Annotated in this window: 21 protein-coding genes; 8 read left to right on the top strand and 13 right to left on the bottom strand. The window is 71.4% G+C overall.

Annotation, left to right across the window (positions count from 1 at the left end; translation table 11 throughout):
• Positions 1 to 18 precede the first annotated feature (18 nt).
• Genes ACQPZQ_RS01255 through ACQPZQ_RS01245 form a run of 3 tightly spaced genes read left to right on the top strand, consistent with a single transcriptional unit; the run spans position 19 to position 3587 of the window.
• Positions 19 to 1236 (top strand): M20 metallopeptidase family protein, encoded by a 1218-nt coding sequence (locus ACQPZQ_RS01255; RefSeq protein WP_433291128.1) that lies wholly within the window; start codon positions 19 to 21, stop codon positions 1234 to 1236.
• A 53-nt stretch (positions 1237 to 1289) separates the two neighbouring features.
• Positions 1290 to 2618 (top strand): amidase, encoded by a 1329-nt coding sequence (locus ACQPZQ_RS01250; RefSeq protein ID WP_433291126.1) that lies wholly within the window; start codon positions 1290 to 1292, stop codon positions 2616 to 2618.
• Between the two features lie 30 nt (positions 2619 to 2648).
• A complete protein-coding gene (locus tag ACQPZQ_RS01245) occupies positions 2649 to 3587 on the top strand; it encodes a prephenate dehydrogenase (protein ID WP_433291124.1) in 939 nt (312 codons plus the stop codon).
• Between the two features lie 20 nt (positions 3588 to 3607).
• On the opposite strand, the gene ACQPZQ_RS01240 is transcribed toward ACQPZQ_RS01245, so the two are convergent.
• Positions 3608 to 4216 (bottom strand): putative glycolipid-binding domain-containing protein, encoded by a 609-nt coding sequence (locus tag ACQPZQ_RS01240; protein ID WP_433291122.1) that lies wholly within the window; start codon positions 4214 to 4216, stop codon positions 3608 to 3610.
• 174 nt (positions 4217 to 4390) lie between these two features.
• Complete coding sequence (ligD, locus tag ACQPZQ_RS01235; protein WP_433299712.1) at positions 4391 to 5302, bottom strand: non-homologous end-joining DNA ligase; 912 nt, start codon at positions 5300 to 5302, stop codon at positions 4391 to 4393.
• Positions 5303 to 5384: 82 nt separating this feature from the next.
• On the opposite strand from ligD, the gene ACQPZQ_RS01230 reads away from it, so the two are divergent.
• On the top strand, positions 5385 to 6311 hold the full coding sequence (locus ACQPZQ_RS01230; RefSeq protein ID WP_433291120.1) for a Ku protein: 927 nt from the start codon (positions 5385 to 5387) through the stop codon (positions 6309 to 6311).
• A 21-nt stretch (positions 6312 to 6332) separates the two neighbouring features.
• Here the strand turns inward: ACQPZQ_RS01230 and ACQPZQ_RS01225 are convergent, their stop codons facing one another.
• The 3 genes from ACQPZQ_RS01225 to ACQPZQ_RS01215 all read right to left on the bottom strand — a co-directional run bounded on the left by ACQPZQ_RS01225 (position 6333) and on the right by ACQPZQ_RS01215 (position 9435).
• Positions 6333 to 7496, bottom strand: coding sequence for a serine hydrolase domain-containing protein (locus ACQPZQ_RS01225; RefSeq protein WP_433291118.1), 1164 nt, complete (start codon positions 7494 to 7496; stop codon positions 6333 to 6335).
• Positions 7497 to 7560: 64 nt separating this feature from the next.
• The gene (locus ACQPZQ_RS01220) at positions 7561 to 8631 is read right to left on the bottom strand and encodes an LCP family protein (RefSeq protein WP_433291116.1); all 1071 of its coding nucleotides are present in this window, start codon (positions 8629 to 8631) and stop codon (positions 7561 to 7563) included.
• A 282-nt stretch (positions 8632 to 8913) separates the two neighbouring features.
• Positions 8914 to 9435 carry a VOC family protein gene (locus ACQPZQ_RS01215; protein ID WP_433291114.1) on the bottom strand — a complete coding sequence of 174 codons (522 nt, stop codon included), beginning with the start codon at positions 9433 to 9435 and terminating at the stop codon, positions 8914 to 8916.
• 169 nt (positions 9436 to 9604) lie between these two features.
• Here ACQPZQ_RS01215 and ACQPZQ_RS01210 point away from each other — a divergent pair, with 169 nt between their 5' ends.
• Both ACQPZQ_RS01210 and ACQPZQ_RS01205 read left to right on the top strand, forming a co-directional pair.
• Positions 9605 to 10204, top strand: a complete 600-nt coding sequence (locus ACQPZQ_RS01210) for a hypothetical protein (RefSeq protein WP_433291112.1) — start codon at positions 9605 to 9607, stop codon at positions 10202 to 10204.
• A 10-nt stretch (positions 10205 to 10214) separates the two neighbouring features.
• Entirely contained in the window at positions 10215 to 10664 is a 450-nt protein-coding gene (locus ACQPZQ_RS01205; protein ID WP_433291110.1) for an MSMEG_6728 family protein, read from the top strand.
• Between the two features lie 29 nt (positions 10665 to 10693).
• Here the strand turns inward: ACQPZQ_RS01205 and ACQPZQ_RS01200 are convergent, their stop codons facing one another.
• From ACQPZQ_RS01200 to ACQPZQ_RS01170, 7 genes are all read right to left on the bottom strand, one after another.
• The gene (locus tag ACQPZQ_RS01200) at positions 10694 to 11428 is read right to left on the bottom strand and encodes a maleylpyruvate isomerase family mycothiol-dependent enzyme (protein ID WP_433291108.1); all 735 of its coding nucleotides are present in this window, start codon (positions 11426 to 11428) and stop codon (positions 10694 to 10696) included.
• A gap of 126 nt (positions 11429 to 11554) precedes the next feature.
• Positions 11555 to 12700, bottom strand: coding sequence for an alpha/beta hydrolase (locus ACQPZQ_RS01195; protein WP_433291106.1), 1146 nt, complete (start codon positions 12698 to 12700; stop codon positions 11555 to 11557).
• Between the two features lie 64 nt (positions 12701 to 12764).
• A complete protein-coding gene (locus ACQPZQ_RS01190) occupies positions 12765 to 13685 on the bottom strand; it encodes a carbohydrate ABC transporter permease (protein ID WP_433291104.1) in 921 nt (306 codons plus the stop codon).
• Between the two features lie 11 nt (positions 13686 to 13696).
• Positions 13697 to 14608, bottom strand: a complete 912-nt coding sequence (locus tag ACQPZQ_RS01185; protein WP_433291102.1) for a carbohydrate ABC transporter permease — start codon at positions 14606 to 14608, stop codon at positions 13697 to 13699.
• Positions 14609 to 14614: 6 nt separating this feature from the next.
• On the bottom strand, positions 14615 to 16042 hold the full coding sequence (gene ngcE, locus ACQPZQ_RS01180) for an N-acetylglucosamine/diacetylchitobiose ABC transporter substrate-binding protein (protein WP_433291100.1): 1428 nt from the start codon (positions 16040 to 16042) through the stop codon (positions 14615 to 14617).
• Positions 16043 to 16146: 104 nt separating this feature from the next.
• Complete coding sequence (locus ACQPZQ_RS01175; protein WP_433291098.1) at positions 16147 to 16923, bottom strand: sugar isomerase domain-containing protein; 777 nt, start codon at positions 16921 to 16923, stop codon at positions 16147 to 16149.
• On the bottom strand, positions 16923 to 17879 hold the full coding sequence (locus ACQPZQ_RS01170) for a MurR/RpiR family transcriptional regulator (protein WP_433291096.1): 957 nt from the start codon (positions 17877 to 17879) through the stop codon (positions 16923 to 16925). The genes ACQPZQ_RS01175 and ACQPZQ_RS01170 overlap by 1 nt, the downstream gene beginning before the upstream one ends.
• 109 nt (positions 17880 to 17988) lie before the next feature.
• Here ACQPZQ_RS01170 and ACQPZQ_RS01165 point away from each other — a divergent pair, with 109 nt between their 5' ends.
• Entirely contained in the window at positions 17989 to 18987 is a 999-nt protein-coding gene (locus ACQPZQ_RS01165; protein ID WP_433291094.1) for an N-acetylglucosamine kinase, read from the top strand.
• A gap of 30 nt (positions 18988 to 19017) precedes the next feature.
• On the opposite strand, the gene ACQPZQ_RS01160 is transcribed toward ACQPZQ_RS01165, so the two are convergent.
• A complete protein-coding gene (locus tag ACQPZQ_RS01160) occupies positions 19018 to 20517 on the bottom strand; it encodes a fibronectin type III domain-containing protein (protein ID WP_433291092.1) in 1500 nt (499 codons plus the stop codon).
• A gap of 316 nt (positions 20518 to 20833) precedes the next feature.
• Here ACQPZQ_RS01160 and ACQPZQ_RS01155 point away from each other — a divergent pair, with 316 nt between their 5' ends.
• On the top strand, positions 20834 to 21604 hold the full coding sequence (locus ACQPZQ_RS01155; protein WP_433291090.1) for an SDR family NAD(P)-dependent oxidoreductase: 771 nt from the start codon (positions 20834 to 20836) through the stop codon (positions 21602 to 21604).
• Positions 21605 to 21611: the final 7 nt, after the last annotated feature.

Below are 21611 nucleotides of genomic sequence, written 5' to 3'. Positions count from 1 at the left end.
GCTGCCAAGATCGCCCTCATGCCACCGGATGTCGCATTGCTCACCACCCTCCGTTCCCAGGCTCGCGGCGTCCAGCCACGGACGGTGGCGCTGCGCCGCGCCCTCCATCGCCGTCCCGAGCTCGGACTCGACCTTCCCCACACCCGAGATGCGGTCGTCGCCGCCCTCGCGGACCTTCCGCTACAGGTCCATCTGGGTCGTTCCGTCAGCTCGGTGGTGGCCGTGCTGGAGGGTGCCCGCCCCGGGCCGACGGTGCTCCTGCGCGGCGACATGGACGCGCTCCCGCTGGCCGAGGACACGGGGCTCGCGTTCGCCTCCGAGACCGACGGCGCCATGCACGCCTGCGGTCACGACACGCACGTGGCGATGCTCGCCTCGGCGGCCCGGGTGCTGGCCGCGCGGCGGAACGACTTCGCCGGACGGGTGCTCTTCATGTTCCAGCCCGGCGAGGAGGGCTTCCACGGCGCCCGGTACATGATCGACGAGGGCCTGCTCGACCGCACCGGGCCTGCCGGGCGCCCCGACGCCGCCTACGCGCTGCACATCAGCGCCACACTCCCGTCGGGCGAGGTGCACGTCCGTCCGGGGCCGTTGATGGCGGCCGCCGACGCGGTCACGGTGACGGTCCGTGGCCGGGGCGGCCATGCCTCCGCCCCGCACGACGCACTCGACCCGCTGCCCGCTGCCGCGGCGATGGTGGGGGCACTCCAGACGGCGGTGACGCGGCGGGTCAGCGCGCACCACCCCGTTGTGCTGACGATCGCGCGGATCGTCGCGGGAACGACGAACAACATCATCCCGGAGACGGCCTTCATGGAAGGCACGGTGCGCACCCTCTCGGAGACCTCCCGCGCCACCGTGCACGACGAGATCGAACGCGTCTGCCGATACATCGCGATGGCTCACGGCTGCACCGCGGAGGTGCACATCGAGCCGGGCTACCCGGTCACCGTGAACGACGCCGACGCCGCCGACCGGGTCGGCAAGCTCGCTCACACGGTGCTCGGGCGCGATCGTGTCGTCACGATGGACACCCCGATCATGGGCGCCGAGGACTTCTCCTACGTGCTCGCCGAGGTGCCCGGTGCTCTGGCGTTCCTCGGGGGCTGCCCGCCGAACGTCCATCCGGGAACCGCTCCGCCCAACCACTCGAATCGCGTGGTGTTCGACGAGGACGCGATGGCGTCCGGAGTGGCCGTCTACGCCGGACTGGCCTTGGACGCCCTCGCGAAGTAGGTCGCAAGCGTGCTCGACGTACGGTTGCTGAGGTCTTGGGTGAGGATGAACCCGTGATCGCCTCACTTCGCGAGCTCGGGATGGCCCTCCGTTCGGGCGCACTCTCTCCCGTCGAGCACGTCACCGAGACTCTCGACCGCCTCGCCGCCGACCAGCACAACGCCGTGATCACGCTCGACGCCGAGCGAGCCGTCACGCAGGCCAAAGAGCTCGCCGAGGAGTTGGCCCGCGGCGAGTGGCGCGGGCCGCTGCACGGCGTGGCCGTGGGGGTCAAGGACCTGTTCGACGTGGCCGGGCTGCCGACAAGAGCGGGCTCGAACGTGCTGGCCGACGCACCACCGGCCACCGCCGACGCCCCGGTCGTCGCGCGGCTGCGCGCCGCGGGTGCGGTGGTGGTGGCGAAGCTGCACACCCACGAGTTCGCCTACGGCCCCACGGGGGACGCCGCGGCCACCGGCCCGGCACTCAACCCCCATGACCGCACCCGGATCACCGGCGGGTCGTCCTCGGGTTCTGCGGCCGCGATCGCCGCCGGGCATCTGCCCCTCGCCCTCGGCACCGACACCGGTGCGAGCGTCCGAACGCCGGCAGCGCTGTGTGGCGTCGTCGGGTTGAAGCCGGCCTTCGGCACGCTCTCCACCGACGGCGTGTTCCCGCTCTCCGAGACCTGCGACCACGTCGGCGTGCTCGCCGCGGACGTGCACGCCGCCGGAGTGGCCTGGGACGTGCTGAGCAGGCCGGACGGCACCGGCGGGGGGATCCAGGCCCCCGGCGTCAGCGGTGTCCGCGTCGGCGTGCTCGTCGACGACTACTGGCGGGCCTTCGACCCGGCGCTCACGTCAGCTGTGGACGCCGCGGTCGAGACGCTGCGGGCCCGCGGCGCGTCCGTGGTCGAGGTGAGCACACCCATGATCGACGAGCTCGCCGCCACCTACCCGGTGATCGTCGGCGCCGAGGCCTACGCCACCCACGCGACGTGGCTCGCCGAGCGCCCGGAGGGCTACCAGGACGTCACCAGGGAACGGCTCCTGCACTATGCCGAGCAGCCGGCCCGCGAGTACGTCGACGCGCTGCGGACCAGGCGCAGGCTCGCGGCCGCGATGCGGGAGGCCGTCGGGGACGTCGACGTCCTCGTCCTGCCCACCACACGGCTGCGCGCCACCCCGCTGGGAGTGGCCGACGTCGACGTCGACGGCCGCAACGTGCTCGTTCGGGCGCAGTTGCTCGCTCTCACGCTGCCGTTCAACCTCACGAGGTGGCCCGCCGTGTCGGTGCCCGGTGACGTTCCCGATGGCGGCCTGCCGGCCGGGGTGCAGATCGTCGGCGTCAAGCTGGAGGAGCGTGGGGTGCTGCGCGTCGCGGCGGCCCTGGCCCGGGACTGACCGGGGTTGCGCAGCGAATACTCTCGTGGGGTGACGCAACGTGCGGTGTGCGTGATCGGCGCCGGGCTGATCGGGGGCTCGCTCCTGCGGGCCGCGGAGCAGGCCGGTCGGACGGTGTGGGGCGCGAGCACCGCGGCGGATGCGGCGGACGCGCATGCAGACAAGTTCGACGTCACCACCGACACCGACGCGGCTCTGCGCCGGGCAGCCGAGACCGACGCACTCGTCGTGCTGGCCGTGCCGCTCCCGGCGCTGCCCGACGTGCTGCGCCGGGTCGACGCGGTGGCGCCGGCCTGCCGCCTCACCGACACGGTGAGCGTCAAGGTCGCCGTGGCCGATGCCGTCGAGCGGTACGCCCCGCGGGCCCGTTTCGTGGGCGGCCACCCGATGGCCGGCACGGCGGAGTCCGGCTGGGCAGCGGGCAAGGCGGACCTCTTCGCAGGCGCGGCGTGGGTGGTGGCCGCCGACGACGGTCTCGACCTGGACGTATGGGCCGACGTCGCCGAACTGGCATGGGCGTGCGGGGCGCGCGTGGTGCCCGCGGCCACCGACGAGCACGACATCGCCGTGGCCCGGGTGTCGCACCTACCGCACCTGCTCGCGGCTGTGCTCGCCGCTGTGGGCGCGGCGGGCGACGACGAGCTGCCGCTGGCGCTCGCCGCGTCCTCGTTCGCCGACGGCACCCGTGTGGCCGGCACCCGTCCGGAACTGGTGCTCGCGATGTGCGAGGGCAACCGCGACGCCCTGCTCGGGGCGGTGGACGACGCACTGGGCCGGCTCGGCGCGATGCGCGGGGCGCTGGCCTCGACGGGAGGTCTGGCAGCCACGGTGCGCGCCGGGCACGCCGGACGGCAACGGTGGGCGGCCGCCCGCGACCCGCAGGGTGTGCAGGTGAAGCGTCGTTCGTCGCTGTCGGCGCTGCGGGACATCGGCCGCCGCGGTGACGCCGTGGTCGGCTGGAAGGACTGAGGCCCTGCCCGGACGCCGGGTCAGCCGGCCGCGGGCGTGGACCCTTGCAGGAGCCTCGTGGCGATACCCGGGTAGCTGAGAACCACGCCGTCGGCGTCGACCACCAGCTCCGCCACGAAATCGCCGGTGCGGAACTCCACCACCGCCTCGCCCGTGTGCTCGTCCAGCACGGACACGGTGCGGTAGATCTGCTCGACCACCTCGACGTCGAGGGCGGGCAACGAGACGAACACCATCCGGATCAGGTGCTCACCGGGCTGCCGGTGCAGGCTGAGACGGCGGATCGGCAAGGTGTTGAACATCGCGCTGTACTCGAGATCGACGTCCACGATGCCGGCGAAGTCGGCGCGGGTGGTGCCGCCGCCCGTGCCGGTGTCGAGAAGCCAGATGCCGTCGTCGGTGCGGTTGATCGTCAGGTGACGTTCGCGCTCCGCGGTGGCCGCGGTGACCGAGAGCCGCACCAGCTCGCCGCCCTCACCGACGATCAGCCGGTAGGAGGCGGTGAAGTCGCCTTCGGGCTCTGCCTTGACCATCCGGCCAAGGGCGCGATAGCCGTGGGGTTGGAGCAGCAGGCGCGCACCTTCGAGCCCATGGCCTCCATCGGCCTGCCAGGTGAGCATCGTCGTCATCGCCACCACCGTAGACGAGGGCGGAGTCGGATCACCGAGGGTGACACTCAGCACCTCACCGGAGTGGTGGGTGACATATGCGCATGCGCATGCACCAGTTGGCCGCCCCCTTCTCGAGCGTGTGACGGGCCACATCCTGCCCGCCACGGGACGGATCGGCCAGTCGGGTGAGGATCACTTTTCGGCACGCACCTGTTCGGGGTCAAGGTCGTCGCGCACTCCCCGGAAAACCGGTTGTCGCAGGCGGCCGGCCTCGGTCCAGCCGGTGTGGGCGACCTCGACCACGATCTCCGGCTCGCACCAGTGCGCGTCCGCGGAATCCGGTCGGGGCAGGCGCTCGACGAACGGCGACGCCGGAGCCTCGACGAGCCGGTCCCGCAACACGCGTTGGGCGGTGTCCCCGGCGAGGCCGGAGCCGACCCGGCCCGCGAAGCGCAGCCCGGATCCGTCGGGGACCCCGAGCAGGAGCGCGCCGATCCGGCTCGCGCTGCCGCGTTCCGGCCGCCATCCCCCGACGACGCACGCCTGCGTCTGCCGATGGGTGACCTTCGTCCATCCCGGACCCCGGCGCCCCGGCCGGTAGAGGCCGTCGCGCCGCTTCGCCACCACCCCCTCCATGCCCCGCTGCCGCGTGGCCTCCAGCAGCGCGAGGCCGTCGGTGTAGGCGGGTGAGAGCGACAGCACCGGTATCGCGGCGAGATCGAGGCGCTCGAGGGTGGCTCGGCGTTCCTCGAAGGGGCGCTCCAGCAGCGAGACGCCGTAGAGGCGCAGCACGTCGAACACCATGTACGTCACCGGCCGCTCCTGCACCGTGCGCGGCAGGACGGGGGCGTGGATCCGTTCGAGCAGCGCGGTGAAGCTCGGTACTCCGCCCTCGAGGAGCACGACCTCGCCGTCGAGCAGGACGTCAGGCGCAAGCCGGGTGAGTTCGGCGAGCTCGGGGAAGTTCGGCGTGACGTCACGCTCGCTGCGGCTGGTGAGCCGCACCCGCCCGTCGGCAACGTCGGCGAGCAGCCGCATGCCGTCCCACTTGACCTCGAACACCCATTCCGGACCATTCGGAAGGGCTCCAGGGGTGGCGAGCATGGGCTGCACGCCGTCATGCTGGCATCAGAGAGAGATTCACACATGTTGCTGGCGGGATAGCCGCGAGGGAACAGGGGCCTGCATGCGCGCGATGTGGAGCGGCGCCGTGTCGTTCGGTCTGGTCAGTGTGCCGGTCAAGGCGTACTCGGCCACGACCAACCACGACATCCGGTTCCACCAGGTGCATGGCGCCGACGGTGGGCGGATCAAGTACAAGCGCACCTGTTCGGTCGACGGCGAGGAGGTCGAGTACGCCGACATCGTGAAGGGCTACGAGACCGACGACGGCGAGCTGATCACCCTGACCGAGGAGGACCTCGACTCGCTGCCCACCGCCACCGGGCACGAGATCGACGTCATCGAGTTCGTCCCGGCCGACCAGATCGACCCGCTGCTCTTCGAGAAGAGCTACTACCTCGAGCCCGACGCCAAGGCGGCCAAGCCCTATGCGCTGCTGCGCGAGGCGCTGGTGCAGACCGATCGGATGGCGGTCGTCAAGGTCGCTCTGCGGCAGCGGGAGAGCATGGCGCTGCTGCGCGTGCGGGACAAGGCGATCGTCCTGCAGACGATGCTGTGGCCCGACGAGGTGCGCGAACCCGAGTTCGACATCCTGGATGCCGACGTCGAGCTGCGGCCCCAGGAGCTGACGATGGCGGCGTCGCTGGTGGAGAGCCTCGGCTCCGACTTCGACCCCGAGCAGTTCCACGACGAGTACCGCGATGCCGTGGTGGAGCTCATCGAGCGCAAGCGCACCACCGGCGACACCCGCCCGGCGCCCGTGGCCGCGAAGCGCGACGAGGGCCCGGACAGCATGACCGACCTGCTGAGCGCCCTGCAGGCCAGCGTGGAGGCCGCTCGAGCCGGATCCGGGGCGGCGGCATCGTCGAGCACCACGTCCGACGGCGCCGGCACCAAGAAGAAGGCGCCGGCCCGCAAGCCCCCCGCCAAGAAGAAGACCGAGGAGGACGAGGCCGCGGCGCCCCGCAAGCGCACTCGCAAGCCGGCCTGACGCGCGGCGCGAACCGCCGGATCAGACGGCGGCCACCGCCGCCCAGAAGTCGTCGAAGCCGTCCAGCGGTCCGGTCATCAACCGCTGGGTCAGGAGAACCCCGACCGTGTCGCGGCTCGGGTCGACATGTGCGGTGGTGCCCGTGCCGCCGTCCCAGCCCCAACGGCCCGGCGCCATCCACGGCTCCAGCGCCTCGATGTCCACACTCGTGGCCAGGCCCCAGGACACGCCGGGACCGAGCACGGGGAGAGCCTCGCTGCGCTGCGCCGCGGTGAGCGCGTCGGACGTCATGAGGGCGACCGAGGCAGGCGACAGCACCGGTGCGCCGCCGTCGGCCATCGCGCAGTAGAAGCGCAGGACGTCGGACGCCGTGGACAGCAGGCCTCCGCTCAGCTTCTCGAACCCGGGCGGCGAGGCGAAGGCGCCGCTCGGTGGGTCGAACACCTCCAGTCCGTCGCCCTCCGGCCGATAGGCCGTGGCGAGCCGATGGACCTCCGGCGTCCAGAAGCTCGTGGACGTCATGCCCAGCGGTCCGGTGATGCGCTCGGCGAGCAGGTCGGAGAGCGGCTTGCCGGCGGCCCGGGCCAGCAGGACGCCGAGGAGATCGGTGCCGGTGTCGTAGCGCCAGCCCTCCCCCGGCTGGAACGCGAGCGGCAGGTCGGCGACTCGCGCCACGAACTCGTCGCCGGTCATGGGAGGCGGCAGCGGGCCGGGGTAGACGCCCCGTTCCATCATGGCCTCCTGGAAGGGGGTCTCCTCGAAGACCGCGCCCCAGCCGGACGTCATCGTCAACAGGTGCCGCACGGTGATCGGCCGCCGCGCCTCTGTGGTGTGGTGAAGCGGCGCGTCGGGGGCGACGAGTACGCGCGGGTTCGCCGCCTCCGGCAGCCAGCGCGCGATCGGGTCGTCGAGGGCGAGTACGCCCTCCTGCACCAGGCCGAGCGCGAGGGCACCGCCCATCGGCTTGGTGACCGACGCGATGCGGAACAGGGTGTGCTCATCCATCGGCGCGCTCTGCGGGCCGATGGCCATGGTGCCGCCTGCCCGGACCTCCACCCGGCCACGGACGCGGACCGCGCCCACGTAACCGGGGATCCGGCCGGACGCCACCTGCGCGTCCGGCACCCGCCAGATCCCGTCGTAGCTCGTGCCGGCTGCTGGTCCGCTGTCCGCGTGCTGAGTCATGCGCTCTCCTCGAGGTCGTCGAGAGACATGACCGACATCCTGGCCGGAACTCATCGTGCGACGGTCAGGGGCCGAGGGCGCTCTCCGGCGGCCGCTCGTCGTCGGCGATCGCCTGGAACAGCGCGCTCGCACGCTGGCGATCCCAGTTCACCACCCCGTCGCGCACCGGCACGGTGGTGGAGACGCCGTCGGACAGCCCGCGCATCGCGAGCCCCAGGCTCGCGAGGTTCCACACGTGGGTGCTGTCGTCGACCGTGATGGCGCCGGACAGGCCGGTGGCCAGCGGCACGATCCGGAACGGGTTGAGCAGCGTGGCCGGGCTGGTGACCTTGTCCAGCAGCGCGGAGATGAACGCCCGCTGACGCTCCACGCGCCCGAAGTCGGAGCTGGCCGTGGCACGCGTGCGGACGTAGCCCAGCGCCGTGGCCTGGTCGAGGGTCTGGCAGCCGGCCTTGATGTCCAGCGCGGCCTTGGGGTCCTTGATCGACTCCGGCACGCACATGTCGACGCCACCCACGGCGTCCACCATCGAGACGAGGCCGAGGAACCCGATCTCCGCGTAGTGGTCGATGCGCAGGCCGGTGGCCTGCTCGACGGTCTGCAGCAGCAGCTCGGGGCCGCCGCCGTCAGCGCCACCACCACGCCCGTAGGCAGAGTTGATCTTGTGCCGCCCGTGACCGGGGATGTCCACCATCGAGTCGCGCGGGAGGCTGACCAGGGTGGTGGGGCCGCTACCGGTGTGCAGCAGCATGATCGTGTCGGTGAGCTCGGACTCCGGGTCGCCGGTGGCGAACTCCTTGCGCTGCTCGGGAGTGAGGTTGGCCCGGCTGTCCGAGCCGACGATCAGCCAGTTGGTGCCCTTGGATGCCGCAGTGCTGTCGGCCGGGAGAGCGGCCACGCGGTTCAGCGTGGTGTCGATGTAGACCCCGAACCCGACCACGAGCAGCAACAGGACGAGCAGGGTGACACCGATCCGCCGCCCCCACCGCGGACGGCGGACGGGGCGAACGCCCACGGGCCTGCGCGGCGGCGGCACAGGCGGACCGGGCGGCGGTGCGTACCCGGGCCCGGGAGGGCCGGACGGGAGCAGCGCGGTGTCGCGCATGGGCCGTCGGGCACCGGCGGGCTCACCCATCGGCGGACCGGGCGGCGGCGCCATCGGCCGGCCGGGCGGTTGGGGGCGGGGCCGCTGCGGCTGCCCCCAGCCCGGTCCACCACCACGTCGCGGCTGTCGTGCCGTCGGTGGCGGGCCGCCTGGCCCTCGGTACTCACCGTTCATGCTGCTCACCATCCCGGCCTACGGCGCGTCACCGACGAAACGGGTTCGACGGTCACACGACGCAGTTGTCCTACAGGAGAGGACGCCCCGGGTGCCTGAACGGTTGCGTGATCGTCACCACTTCGCGCCGGACGGGCGTTACGAGGAGAGCAGCGGCTCCCCTTCGAACAGTCCGAGTTCCTCGCAGTAGAACTCGATGCCCACTCCGTTGGGATCACGGATGTAGAGGCTGTTGTCGACGCCCCGATCCGGGCCGAGATAGGTGATGCCGGCCTCGTCGAGGCGCTTGCGGGTGGCGACGAACTCCTCCGCGGACGTGGACAGCGCGAGGTGCTGGACCGCTCCGATCGTCTCCGAGTAGTCGGGATGGTCGTGCCCGGGGAAGTCGAAGAATCCGAGCAGGTTGCGGTTGCCGATGTCGAAGAAGAAGTGGCTCGACCCCTGGTAGTCCCGGTTCTCCACGAGCTCTACCAGCGGGAACCCCAGGAGATCCTGGTAGAACTTGATCGTCTCCTCGACGTCGCGTGCGACCAGCGCGAGGTGGTGCACACCGCGCACGGTGGTGGCCGGGCGGTCTCCCACCGGCCGCAGGTACTTCTCCTTGAGTGCAGCGCGGCGGGCGCGCACGGCTTCCAGTTCGGCACCCTCTGGCTGTGGCATCGGATCCTCCGTCTCCCTGGCGTTGCTTTGTCTCCGACAACGTTAGTTGCTACGTCAACATTCCGCTCGGGCTCGAGTACAAGCCTGTCAGCCGGGAGGCCCTGCGTCTGCACGCCGAATGTCGGCCGCGTCGTTCCGGGTAGTCCCCGAGAGACCGGAAAGGAGCACGATGACCGACCACTTCGACGGCTGGATCGCAGGCCTGGGCACGTCCGCGGGCCTGCGCGTCGTTGTGGGGCACTGGCCGCGGTCGCCGTTCGGCACGTTCACCGACGTCATGGTGGAACAGGCGGACGGGCATCGGGTGCTGCTCGCCCCGTCGTCGGAGGTGGCCGGATTCGTGGCCGCCACCTACCTGTTCGACGACGTGCGGGTGACGCCGGTGCGCGCCCAGGTCGACGGGACACGGTGGCAGGTGGACGCCGCGCCCCTGGTGCTCGGCTTCACCGTCGGGGCACGGCCCGCGCTCGGGCTCCTGCTCCGCGCGGTGCCGCGGCCCCTGGCCACGAGCCCGCTCTGGATCAGCGCGGTCGACCTCGTTGCGCGGCGCGTGCTTCCCGGCGTGCGCACGAGGGGAAGCGCCGGCAGCGGCCGCCGGGAGTACTACGCAGCCCTCGACCTGCACGGCCTGACGGCCGCGAGCACGTCCTGGGACGGCATCGACCAGGGCGACCTCGCCCCGGTGACACCGCCCGTCCGGTTCGGTTTCGGGTCGACGCCGAGCACGCCGTCACTCACCCGCGTCGTGACCCTCGTCGAGCGGGAGTAGGGGGACGAGGATGCAGACCTTCCTGCCCCATCCCGACTTCGCGGCGAGCGCCGCGGTGCTCGACGACCGCCGGTTGGGCAAGCAACGCGTGGAGGCGCTACAGGTACTGCGCGCGGTGACCCGCACGACCTACGGATGGAAACGCCACCCCGCCGTACGCATGTGGGCCGGGTTCCCGGAGGCCGTCGCGGCCTACGGGCTGGCGGTGTGCGCCGAGTGGGTAGGGCGGGGCCGGGCCGACACGTGCGCAGTGACCATCGGCACCGACCTCGCCGAACACGGGCTCCCGTCGCCGCGCACGCAGGCCGAGCTCGCCGCCCGGGCGCTGCTGCCGGAGTGGATCGGGGACGAGCGTGTGCACCGCAGCCACCGCTCCGCGCTGGTGCGCAAGGACCCGGAGTTCTACGGCCCGCTGTTTCCGGACGCGGACCCGGAGTCGGGCTACTTCTGGCCGGTCTGACGAACCGGCCCGTGCTCAGCCTTGACCCGCTACAACCAGCGGGGCGCCTCCGGCACCGCGACCGGCGAGCCGCCCGCGTCGATCGCCACGACCTCGGCCCCTGCGCGCCTGCCGACCAACCAGCCCAGCACGAAGGCGGCGTCACCACGCAGCTCGACGGGGTCCGGGCCCGCCCCGAGGGCCCACCTCCGGTCCCGGTCCGACGGCGCGAGCCGAGCACACGGGCAGCCATCGCGCTCGGACAGGGTGACCGTGACCTCGTCCAGCAGAGCGTCGACCACTGCCGGCGGCAGGTCGGCGACCGTGATCCCGGCGTCGAGGTCGACCGCGTGGAGCCACACCTCCCGTACCCGCATCCAAGGCACCTCGGCGCCGGGGATGGCGCGGCCGAGAGCGCTGCGCACCTGGGCCTGCCACGTGTCGGCGTCGAGCGCGGCGAGGGCGGCGTCGAGCTCGTCAGCCGTGGTCACCAACTCGCTGCGCAGCTTGTCGGCAGGCGCTTGCGCCGACGACTCGATCTCTGCGGCGCGCTGGTCGCTGCTCGCGTACATCGGCGTCTCGACGCCGGTGCGCGCCCAGGTCGCGAGCCTGGTCAGGGCTTCGGCGTTGCGTGCGAGGTGGGCGATGACGTGGGCCCTGCTCCACCCGGGAAGTGCACTCGGCGCCCGGAGCGCGTCGTCGGGCAGCGCGTCGACCGCGCGAACGAGAAGCTCGGTGCCGGCGCCCATCCAGGGCAGAGTCACACTGACGTCCTGGCGATCCATGCGCCCTCCAGCCTTACCCGACCGCCCCGTTGCGGCGGTTCGTCCCACTCGTCGATCGAGTCGCCTCGACCGTAGCCCCGGCAGGGCAGCGCCGGATGTCCAGGTCGGGCAACGGTCGCCGGGATCTCAGGGACTGCCCGTGGCGGTGCGAGTGCGCTCCAACGAGCCGAGGACGGCCCGGCCGTTGAGCGCGGCCGACTGCCTGCTCTCCACCAGCGCGAGCGCCGCACGCAGCGCGCTCGCCGCGTCGAGGGTGGCGTCGCGGGCGGCGGCGCAGACGGCGGTGAAGCTGGCGTAGCCGTGCACGAGCCCCGGAAAGCGCCGGGCCACCACGGGCACCCCGGCCTCGTTCAGCCGCTCGGCCAGCTCCTCGCCCTCGTCACGCAGGGGGTCGAACCCTGCGGTGGACAGGTACACGGGCGGCATGCCGGACAGGTCGTCGGCACGCAGGATGGCGCCCCGGGTGTCGTCGGACGGCACGCCGTCGGGCAGGTAGAGCCGCTCCAGTTCGCGGATGTACTCCGCGGTCAGGCCGAAGCCGTTGCCGAACAGCTCGCGCGAGCCGCCGCTGCGGTCGATATCGGTGACCGGGTAGAGCGCGAGGACGAACGCAGGCAGCGGGCCCCCGGTCGTGGCCTGCTGCTGGGCGACGACGAGGGCGAGGTTGGCGCCGGCACTGTCGCCGCCCACGGCGATCAGCTCGGGGTCGGCACCGAGGACGGCCGCCTCGGCCCTCGCTCCGTGGTACGCGGCGATGGCGTCCTCGAGAGCTGCGGGGTAGGGGTACTCCGGGGCCAGCCGGTAGTCCACGGAGAGCACCCGCACGCCGGACTGGGCCGCCAGGAGGCGGCACAGCGGATCCGTGGACGCGAGGCTGCCGAGCGCGAACCCGCCGCCGTGGAAGTAGACGATCAGCCCCGCGGTCTCGGGTACCGCCGGCGGGATGTAGAGCCGGGCGGCGAGCGGCCCGGCTCCCCCGGGCACCTGCAGGTCCTCGGTGACGATGTCGTCGAGACGGGCGTCGGCCACGATCTCGGCCGCGACGTCGGCCTGGCGCCGCTGCTCGGCCAGCGCGGCCTGGTCGACGGTGCCACCGGCCGGGCTCGCCAGCAGCCGGTCGATCCGGCCCAGAAGCTGAAGGTCCAGGTCCAGCACCTGGCCGTCGAACTCCACCCGTCGACCGGCCAGCGCCCTCTTCACAGGCTGCGGCAAGCCGAACACCGCGCGTAGGCCCCATCGCAGTGCCCGGAGCCGTGCTCTCGACCCGATCACCCTCACACGGTACGTCGCGTAAATCCGCCGTTCACCGTGTCGACGGCCACGACCCTGATGGTCACTATTTGATGGCCCCCACGCTCAGTCCGTCCTGGATCCGGCGCTGGAAGACGACGTACACGGCGAGCACCGGCAACAGCGCGATCACCAGTCCGGCGAACAGGGCACTCCAGTCGCTGCGGTAGCCCTGGTTCGCCGCCAGCACGGCGAGCCCCTGCGACAGCACGTAGTGATCGCTGTCGGGCATCAGCACCAGCGGCAGCATGTACTGGTTCCACAGCCCGAGGAAGTTGAAGATCCCCACGCTGATCAGCCCCGGCCGGGCGAGCGGCAGCATGATCCGGAAGAACACCCCCGCGTGCGAGCAGCCGTCCAGCATCGCGGCCTCGGCGAGTGCACTCGGCAGCGTCCGGAAGAACCCGGTCATGAAGAAGACGGTGAACGGCAGCGCGTACGCCGTGTAGACGAGGATCAGGCCCTGGTAGGTGCCGAGCATCCCGAGGTTCTGCACCACGAAGAACAGCGGCACCAGCGCCAGGAAGATCGGGAACGTCATTCCCGCGATGAACGCGTAGTAGATGACGCCCCGACCGGGGAACTCGTAGCGGGCCAGTACGTAGGCCACCATCGACCCCAGCAACATCACCAGCACCACCGACGCGCAGACGACGATGAGGCTGTTGACGAAGTAGATGCCGATGTTGGCCGTGGTCCAGGCCCGCGCGAAGTTCCCGAACTGCCACTGCGCAGGGAGGCTCCACGGGCTGGTGAAGATCTCGCTGTCGGTCTTGAACGATGTGAGCACGGCCCAGAGCAGCGGGGCCGCCACCAGGATCGCCCACACCGCGAGGAAGCCGTGGGTGAACACGTTGAGCGTCCGCTCACCCGTCGAGGCTCCGGGTGCCCCGGCATCGCTGCGTCGCCGCTGCGGCCGGTCGGGAGGCGCCGTGGCCGGTGCCGAGGCCGACGTGCCGAGTGTCATCGCCGTACTCCTCAGTACTCGGTCTGCTGACGGCGGGTGAGCCGCAGGACGGCGACCGCCAGCAGCAGCGTGACCAGGCACAGCGCCACCCCGATGGCCGACGCGTAGCCGAACCGGCCTTCGGTGAAGGCGCTGCGGTACAGGTACTGCGACACCACCTGGGTGGACCCGTCCGGGCCGCCGTCGGGCAGCATCACCTGGAGCAGCGTGAACCCGTCCAGCACCATGATCCCCAGGTAGATGTAGGAGACCTGGACGCTGTCCCAGATCATCGGCAGCGTGATGCTCCAGAAGGTGCGAATGCGGCCGGCACCGTCGAGCACCGCCGCCTCGAACACGTCAGGTGGCACCGACTTCATCGCCGAGCTGAACAGCACGTAGTAGAAGCCGACCGCGCCCCAGATGAGCACGGCCATCACCGACGGCAGCGCGAACGTCGTGTCGCCGAGCCACGAGCGGGTGAGCCCGTCGAGGCCCACCACCCGCAGCGCCCCGTTGAGCAGGCCTGCGTCGGGGTTGAAGAAGAACCCGAAGAGCACCCCGGCGATCACCACCGGCACGACCTGGGGAAAGAAGAACACAACCTGGTAGAGGCGTGATCCCCGCACCCCGCCACGACCCACCGCACCCTGCCGTCCCGCCACGGTCGTCACGGCCGCCAGGAACAGGGCGAACGCGATCGTCACCAGCGGCACCACAACGAGCAGCAGCCCGTTGTGGCTCATCGCCCGCCAGAACCTGCCGTCCGTGGCCAGCTCGACGTAGTTGTCGAAGCCGATGAAGTTCTGCTGGCCGGAGAAGCCCCGCCAGTCGGTCATCGATATGTAGAACGCCTGGGCATAGGGCGACACGACGAACACGACGTACAGCACGATCGGGACCACCAGGAAGCTGGCGATGAACCGGTATTTTCCGTGGCGCATGACTGGTCAGCGGCTGTACTTGGTGATGCTCTGGTCGGCGGCGACGCGGTCGGTCTCCGCCTGCATCTTCGCGAGGTAGCCCGCCGCGTCGGTCCGGCCGGCGAGCAGGTTGGACGTCTCCGTCTTGAGCAGCTCTGAATAGGTCGAGTACCAGGTGCGGAAGTTCCAGCTGAAGACATTGTCACCGGCCGCCGCGAGACCGGCCGAGAGCGACTCCAGCGCGGGGGTCTTCTTCGCATCGGCGGTGGCGCCCTCCACCGCAGGCACCGACGCGGTGAGCTCGGCGAACTTCGAGCCACCCTGCTTCGAGAGCATCAGCCGCAGATACTCCATGCCGCCGTTAACGTTCTTCGCCTTCGCCGGAACGACGAATGCCTCGGCGGGCTGCGTGCGCAGGGCCGTGACGGGCATTGCCGAACTGCTGTCGAGCACGGGAACGGGCAGCATGGCCATTGCGAAGTCCGGCGGAGCGATGCCCTTCATCTCGTTCTCGAGCCACGACCCGGAGACGTAGAACGCGGCCTTGCCCTGCACCCAGGCCGTCTGCGCCTCGGTGTGCTTGAGACCCTCCGAGCCCGGCATGAAGTAGCCCTTGCGGACCATCTCCTCGAGCCGCTGCGTCGCCGCCACCACCGTGTCCTGCGTCCAGGCGCCCGGCTGCAGGTTGTCGATGTTCTTGACGACGTCGAGGCCGCCCTGCTTGATGGCCGCGCCCAGGTTGAGGTCGATGACGTAGTCACCCGCGTTGACGCCGCCGTAGGTGAACGGGGCGATCCCGGCGGCCTTGATCGTCTCGGACAGCGCCATCATCTCGTCCCACGTGGTGGGCACCTGCCAGCCGTTCTTCTCGAACAGCGGCTTCGAGTACCAGATCGCGTAGGTCTCGTAGACGTAGTTGAGGATGACGAACTTGTCGCCGAAGGTGCCCTGCTCGATCACGCCGGGCAGCAGCGTGTCGCGCACCTTGACGTTCGGGTCGTCCACCGAGGGAGCGTCGAGCAGGGGGCCGAGGTCGGTCAGCTGGTTGTCGTTCACGAGCACCGCGTACTCGATCTTCTGAGCGCCCGAGTCGTCCAGGACGTCCGGGGGGTTGCCCGCGACGAACCGTGGCTGCATCTCCTGCGCGATCTGTGTGCTCGCCGAGTGCTTGACCTCCGACTGCGGGTATTGCTCCTTGTACATCGCCTGGTGGGCGAGGGCGTAGTCGTCGCCGTAGCCACCCTTGAAGATCACGACGTCCAGCGGGGCGTCGGTGGCCACGCCGAGCGGGTTGGTGGCGCTGACCTGGCCCTGCGCTGCGCTGGTGGTCCCTCCGCCGCCGGTGGCGCAGGCGGAGAGCAGCCCCGCCCCGGGCACGGCGAGCAGGCCCGCGGCCGCCAGTCGGCGCAGGAACTGCCGGCGGTCGAGTCCGGGCATGGGGCGAGACGGGTTCATAGGTGTCTCCTTGAGCTGGTGGTGCGGTTGATCGATGGCGACGGAGGGAGGGAGTGCGGGGTGTCGGCGGGGAGCGGACGAGTAGGTGGGGCCGGGAGCGGTGCTCAGGCGGATCGGCGGATGCGACCCGCGTAGCGGGCTTCCAGCGCCGAGTTGTGGGCGTCGCCCTCGGGGATGTTGGCGGAGAGATAGACGGGCGGGGTCTCGCCTGCGGCGAGCATCGTGCGCACGACCTCGGCAACGACCATCTGGGCGAGCAGGGCCGCGGTGATCGACGAGATGCCGCCCACGGCGATCTCGCCGGTGGTCAGCACCGCGTCGCCGTAGGGGGCCCCGTTGTCGAGGACCACGTCGGCGATCTCGAACAGCCGCAGCCCGGACGGATGCCGCGAGGTGACCTGCGAGCTGTGGGCCATCGAGGTGATCGCGACCAGGCCGTGCCCGCGCTCCTTGACCAGCCGGGCGAGCTCCACGACCGAACCGTTGCCGCCCGAGTTCGACGCCATCACGAACACGTCGGCCGGATGCACCCCGGCCAGCTCGTAGATCCGGTGGGCCACTGCCGGGTCGCGCTCGAGGTGCTCGGTGAACAGCACGTCCGGGGCGTCGCCGCCCAGGATGACCAGGTCGCGCAGGGCGATCATGTTGGTGGGCACGAGCCCTCCGGCCCGGCCGGCGATCTCCATGGCCAGCGCCTGCGAGTGGCCGGTGCCGAAGGCCTGCACCACCCCGCCCGCGCGCAGCGCGTCCACCAGCAGGGCGGCCGCCTTCGCGACGCCGTCCGCCTGCTCGGTGGACACCCGATGTACGGCGGCTGCCGCGGCCTCGGCGTAGGCCGCCGCCGACACGGGCGCGGAGTTCGTGTTCGTCCCGGGTGTCATCAGGCTCCTCGCTGTGGGTCGGCGGAGCGCGCGGATCCACCCCTCGCGCGCGGCTCGTACGGAGTGCGGTGGGCGGCCACGGCATCGGCGGTGCGGGCGAACGCCTCCGTCGATCGTTCGTGGGTGCGCTGCGCGACCGCGAGGTACAGCAGGTCCAGCACCAGGAACTGGGAGTGGCGGGCCGACATCGCGCCCGCGCGGAACGCCGTCTCCCGCACGGACGTACCGAGCAGATGGTCGGCGACGTCCGCGATCGGGGACGTCGAGAAGTTGGTGATCGCCACGGTGGTGGCGCCGTGGCGGCGCGCCTCGGCGAGCATCTCGACGGTCTCGGTGGTGCGGCCGCTGTGCGAGAGCGCGATCGCCACGTCGCCCGGTCCGAGCAGCGCGGCGCTCGTGAGTCCGTTGTGGACGTCGGCCCACGTCCAGGTGGCGATGCCGATCCGGTACATCCGCAGCTGCTGATCCTCGAGCACGGCCGCGCTGCCACCCGCCGCGTAGAAGTCCACCCGCCGGGCGGCCACCACTGCGTCGGCCACGGAGTCGACGGCGGAGAGGTCGAGGGCCGCGGCGGTCTCGTGCATCGCCTGCACGTCGACCGCCAGCAGGGTGCGCAGAACGCGGTCGATCGGGTCGGTGGGCAGCACGTCCGCGCCGATGCCGACCTCCCAGCCGGCCTGGTCGGCCCGGCCGATCTCGGTGGCGATGCCGACGCGCAGCTCCGTGTAGCCGGCCACGCCCAGGGTGCGGCAGAAGCGGGTGACGGTGGCGGGCGAGGTGCCGCTGCGTTCCGCCAACTCCACGATCGTCGCCCGCGACGCCCAGGCGGGATCCTCCAGGATCACGTTCCCGACCTGCCGCAATGCGCCGGCGAGCCCCGGAAGCAGGCTGCGGAGATGCACGAGCAGCTGACCCGTGCCCGCTTCGGCGGAGGACGCGGATCCGGCGACGAGCATCTTCAGTACAACCTTTCGGGGCCGAGCAGGGTGGTGAAAATTTCCACCGAGTCGGGTGAACTGTCAAGGCTTCGGTAAGACGTTTACATTTCTGTTAGAGGGGGCGCCGGTGGAGCTGTTCCTCGGGATGGACGTGGGCGGCACCCGCTCGCGCGCCGCGGTCGTCGACGGCTCGGGACGGTTGCGCTCCGCGGCGGAGGGGCCCGGCGGCAACCCGGTCTCGCACCCGCCCGACCAGGCCTTCAGTGCCCTCGCCGGAGCGCTACGCGCCGTGCTGCACGGCCTCCCTGCGGCCGACGTGCGATCGGCCGTGCTCGGGATGGCGGGCGTCGGCCCGATGCAGATGCCCGCCATGTCGGCGGAGCTCGCCGACCTGGCGCACGCCGTCGGACTGTCCTGCCGTCCTGCCGTCGTCGGCGACGTGATCGTCGCCTTCGCGGCCGGCACAGCCGAACCGGACGGCACCGTGCTCATCGCGGGCACCGGGGCGACGGCGGCGCGGATCACCGGCCGGGAGCGCGCCGCCGGGACGGACGGTCACGGCTGGCTCGTGGGCGACACGGGATCGGCGTTCTGGCTGGGTCAGCGTGCGGTTCGGGCCGCGCTCGCCGCGCTCGACGGCCGGGGCGCCGCGACATCGCTGGTGGGCGGCGTCTCCGAGGCTCTCCTCGGCACCGGAGCGGGCGACCCGGTGCCGGAGGCGGTGCTGGACGCCGATGCCCGGGCCGACACCGCCGAGAGGATCGTGCACGCGGTGCATGCCGGCCCACCCATCGCGCTCGCGCAGCTGGCACCGCTGGTGAGCATCGCCGCCCGGGCCGGGGACGCCGTCGCGGGCGGGATCGTCGCGGAGGCCGCATCGGCGCTCGTCGCCGACGTCGAGCCGATCCGTGACCCCGGCGAGCGCACCCCGATCGTCCTGGCCGGCGGCGTCGTCGCCGGTGACACGCCGGTCGCCGAGCTCACGCGCGCCCGGCTTGCGGCCCGCTGGCCAGGATGCGCGGTCACCGCAGGAGACGCCGCCCGCGCAGCCGCGTGGCTCGCAGCCGCGCGCTCGGTGCCTCCCGGGCGGGCAGCGGAACTGCACGCGGCGATTCTCGGGAGCTGACGCCGGGGACGGCGATCACGAGCAGCGTGATCAGGTGCTGCCGTGGCGCGTCGGCCGGTGGAGCCCGGACAGATCCGCCTTCGCGACGGTATTGCGATCGGTGACGTTGTTGCCGAATGCGAACTGCGGCCAGGTGCCCATCATCTCCTGGCGGCTGCGCTCACTCCATTCCCGCGCGTGGTCGCTGCGCGACTTGTGGAAGTTCAGGGCGAAACCCTCCGTGTGCAGCCGCAGGATCGAGAATCCGCCCGGGTATTCCTTGGCCGCCGCGACCTCCTGCAACGTCACGCGCGGCGCGGTGGGACTGATCGTGTGGTGGTTGCGATGGGTGTGGCCGGCGTGGTGCAGGAAAACACCCGGTGTCCGGGCGTACGCCTCCAGAACGGAGGCTGCCTGGGCGGCGTCGAGGGAGTTGCTGGGCTTCACGGGGAACGCCGACTTCTGCACGACCAACGGGTGATGCCCGAACACGATCGTCGGCTGGTCCTCGTGGTCGGCGAGATCCGACATGAACCAGGCGAGCTGCTCCGTCGACATGCCGCCGGCGTCGCCACCACCGCCCGGCTTGTCGTAGGTGTCGAGGCCGATCACGTGCAGCCCGGAGAGGTCGGTCGAGAAATACGTGAGCTCGTCGTCCGGGAAATAGCGGTCGTGGAAACAGTCGTTTCCCTGCCACCGCCCCACGCGGCAGGAGGCGTAGGGGTCACCGGCATGCGCCCGGTCGTGGTTGCCGCGGGTGAGGAAGTAGTCCTCCCGGTACGTCCCGAACCCGTCGAGCAGTTGGCCGGCGCGGCTCAGATCCGCGGGCACGGCTTCGGCAGAGATGTCGCCGGCGGCCAGCAGGTAGCTCGGGTCGAAGCGTTTCACGTCGTGCACCAGCGATTCGAGCATGACCTCGGGATACGGCGGCAGGCCCGGTGTCTGGGTGATCCCGATGTACTGCGGCTGCCCTCCGACGAGCCCTGCTTGTGTCTCACCCATGTGCAGGTCGTTGCAGAGCACCACGGAGAAGAGGTAGCGACCCGGCGGCGGCTGCGGTGTGGTGAAGGAGAACGGCCCGCCCGGTGCGCCGAAACCGTGTCGCGACGTGCCGACGGCATTGCCGGAGATCAGGGTGAACTGCATCGGCACTGCGCTCTTGCCCGCGGAACGCGCCTGATAGTAGTAGGTCCGACCAGGCTCCAGATCCGTCAGTTCGACATGGTGGTAAGGCGTTTTTCCGGAGATGTCGCCTGCCACGTTCTTCAGGCGCGCAGGATCGGTGCCGTACCAGACCTCTCCGTCGGCAGGCGCCGGAACCATCCGGCCCAGGCCGTCGTTGGTCCCGGCCTCGCCGGTGTACCAGGTGACCACGGCCCGGTCCTCGGTCAGCGTCACCAGCTCCAGGTTGACCGGCTCGATCTCCCCCGTGCCGCTCGCACCGGTCGCCGCCTGAGCACGAGCAGGATCAGCGAGGCCGAAGGCCGGTGCGGCGGCGGCGAACGCCGTCCAGCGCAGCACGTCCCGACGGGTGAAATCACAACCAGGCATCCCGCGACGCTAGGGAGATCGCGTGAACGAGTCCGCGCGCCCGGAACAGCGCGGAGATGTCGGGCGGGGAAAGAGTCACGGGCCGATTCCGGCAATGCCGTCGAATCCGGAAGAAAATGAAGACGTCGGATGTCCGATCCGCCGGTTCACGCGATGGTCTTGCGGTCCCTCCGCCGATGGCCGTATAAAGACGCGCGATACATCGGATGTCTGGCTGCACCCCGCACCGGCAGCCTAGATCAAGACAACGGACCCTGGACGAGCACCGCGTCCCCCGCGGGGCGGTCCGGGCCGACGAGACGAAGCGGAGCACGGCATGAGCGCAGCGGGTAGTGGCGAGTTCGCCGGACTGGCCGCGGTGGTCACCGGCGGGGGCTCCGGGATCGGGCTGGCCACAGCGCTGCTTCTGGCCGAGCGCGGCGCACGGGTCGCCTGCCTGGACCTGGACCCGTCGGGCGCCCCGGCGCCGCTCCTCGGGCTGACCGCCGACGTCACCGACCAGGACTCGGTGGACGCCGCCGTCGCCACCGCCGTCGAGCGCTTCGGTGGCCTCGACGTGCTGGTCAACAACGCGGGCATCGGCGCCCAGGGCACGGTGGAGACCAACCCGTTGCCGGAGTGGCAGCGCGTGCTCGACGTCAACGTGCTCGGCATCGTGCGCCTGAGCCGGGCCGCGCTCCCCCACCTACGCCGCTCGCGCGCCGCGGCGATCGTCAACACCTGCTCGATCGCGGCCACCGCGGGGCTGCCGCAACGGGCGCTCTACAGCGCGAGCAAGGGCGCGGTGCAGTCGCTCACGCTCGCGATGGCGGCCGACCACATCGCCGACGGCATCCGCGTCAACTGCGTGAACCCTGGCACCGCCGACACCCCGTGGGTCGGCAGGCTCCTCGACGCGGCCGACGACCCTGCTGCGGAACGGGCTGCGCTGGAGGCCCGCCAGCCCATGGGGCGTCTCGTGTCGGCGCAGGAGGTGGCCGCGGCAATCGCCTACCTGGCCAGCCCGGTCGCCGCCGCCACCACCGGCACGGCGCTCGCCGTGGATGGTGGCATGCAGGGCCTGCGGCTTAGGCCCCGCCAGGACTGAGTCCGGA

This window comes from Pseudonocardia sp. CA-142604 (genome assembly GCF_050948475.1).
Taxonomy (GTDB): Bacteria; Actinomycetota; Actinomycetes; order Mycobacteriales; family Pseudonocardiaceae; genus Pseudonocardia; species Pseudonocardia alaniniphila.
Note: the sequence above shows the minus strand (reverse complement) of the source record. Positions and strands in the feature narration are given on the sequence as shown.